The 1,845-nt window shown below is 39.0% G+C and carries 3 protein-coding genes; all 3 read left to right on the forward strand.

The features are described 5' to 3' along the window. A partial coding sequence (locus tag AAF462_11825) for a hypothetical protein (protein ID MEM7009811.1) occupies positions 1 to 725 on the forward strand: 725 nt, incomplete at its 5' end. A 28-nt stretch (positions 726 to 753) separates the two neighbouring features. Continuing rightward, positions 754 to 1,329: a GNAT family protein gene (locus tag AAF462_11830; GenBank protein MEM7009812.1), complete on the forward strand. Its 576-nt coding sequence runs from the start codon at positions 754 to 756 to the stop codon at positions 1,327 to 1,329. An 11-nt stretch (positions 1,330 to 1,340) separates the two neighbouring features. Then, a partial coding sequence (locus tag AAF462_11835; GenBank protein ID MEM7009813.1) for a DNA alkylation repair protein occupies positions 1,341 to 1,845 on the forward strand: 505 nt, incomplete at its 3' end.

The raw sequence follows: 1,845 nt of genomic DNA on the forward strand, positions 1-1,845 counted from the left end.
AAATGTCAGAGAAGAAATTTTCTAAAGAGCAGGCTATAAAATTTGGCTGGCAGAGAACTAAAGATAATTTAGGTTTTTTCATTGTCTACCTCATAATTGTTTTTGCCGTTGAATTTTTCTTTAGTTTTTTTATCGAGCTTTTTGACGAAGCCGGTTTTCTTACGCTGTCAGTGCTCTTTAACTTAGGTTCTTTTGTTGTATCAATAGTTGTATCAATTTTTGGAATCAAAATAGGGCTTAGGCTCTATGAAAATGAAAAAATAGGTTCCTACGACTTTCTATCCTTCTCGCTTTCCACTTTCTTTAAGTACCTTTTAGCTTATCTGCTGTTCTTTATAATAATTGTAGTCGGTTTTATTTTATTGATCGTTCCGGGAATATATTTAGCTATTAGATACCAGTTCTGCCTATATCTTATTATTGATAAGGATATGGACGTTATTGATTCATTTAAAGAGAGTACAAGGCTCACAGATGGCTCTAAGTGGAATCTCTTTGTCTTTGCACTATTGCAAATTTTGATAGTACTTGCAGGAATTCTGGCACTTCTAGTTGGTCTTTTTGTAGCAGTTCCAATCGTAATTGTTTCATGGGCATATGTATATAAGATGTTGTCTTCAGCTACTCCTAATGCTGCAAGCTCTACTGCTAGTCCGCCTCAGATGCCGCAGACAACCCAGCCTCAAGGTGACAACCCTTTTATGCCGCCTAGTGCGTCTAGTTGATTTAAAAAGTTTAGTGTATATTTAGAGAATGCGTGGACATTTTAGGCTTAGAGTAGATGATACTAGCGAGCTTGAACTTTTAAACCAGGACCACGCGGAGGAGCTCTTTGATTTGATTGAACAAAATAGAGCTTTTCTAAAAGAGTGGCTGCCCTGGCTAGATAACAACCGCTATTTCCAAAACACCATAGATTTCATCAGAATTGCGCAGATGCAGTATGAGAACAATGAGACTGCTCAGTTCACTCTGACTTATAAGGGCTCCATAGCAGGGGTAATAGGTTTTCACCGAATCGACTGGCAAAACCGGGCTACCTGTATTGGCTACTGGATTGGTGAGCAGTTTCAGGGAAAGGGACTGGTCACCAGAGCATGCTCTAAGGTATTGGATTATTCCTTTGGACGTATGGGGCTTAACAGGATTGAGATCAGGTGCGCAACAGAAAATAAAAGAAGCAGAGCCATACCACAGCGGCTTGGTTTCCGCGAAGAAGGCCTAATCCGCGACGCAGAGTGGCTCTACGATCATTACGTGGACCATATTGTATACGGCATGCTTGAGCCGGACTGGGTAAGTAGTGAAAAGCTTATGATAAATACTTAATATCTATTTTTATGGACCTTCTCAAAACGACACTCTCAGATATAAACACAGATTTGGAACAAAACGCTGATACTCAGTACAGAGACAAGATTGGTGAGTATTTTAGTATGGATGTTGAGAACTACCTTGGAGTTAGAATTCCACTAGTAAGAAAGATCGGTAATAAGTACTACAAGAACATTAAGAATCTTGACCTTGATAGGATTATCCAGTTTTGCGAAACACTATTAAGTACTAAAATTTATGAGCACAAAGTAATAGCTTTTCAGTATATGTATAAACAAAAAAAACACTATAGAAAAAAGGACTTTAAATTACTTGAGGGATGGCTTAAAACATATGTGGATGATTGGAGCGACTGCGATGATTTATGTACTCATTCGCTTGGCTATTTCGTATACGCCGATCCAGAGCATATTCCAAAGCTCAAGAAATGGGCGGTCTCAAAAAACAGATGGCTAAGAAGAGCCTCGGCCGTTACTTTGATCTACTCGATTAGACGAGGGCAGCATCTTG

It is taken from the genome of Thermodesulfobacteriota bacterium, from assembly GCA_039028315.1.
Classification (GTDB): Bacteria; Desulfobacterota_D; UBA1144; order Nemesobacterales; family UBA2774; genus CR02bin9.

Excerpts from the sequence above, each read along its gene's own strand:
- AAF462_11830 (MEM7009812.1), top strand. The coding sequence starts at position 754 with ATGCGTGGACATTTTAGGCTTAGAGTAGATGATACTAGCGAGCTTGAA.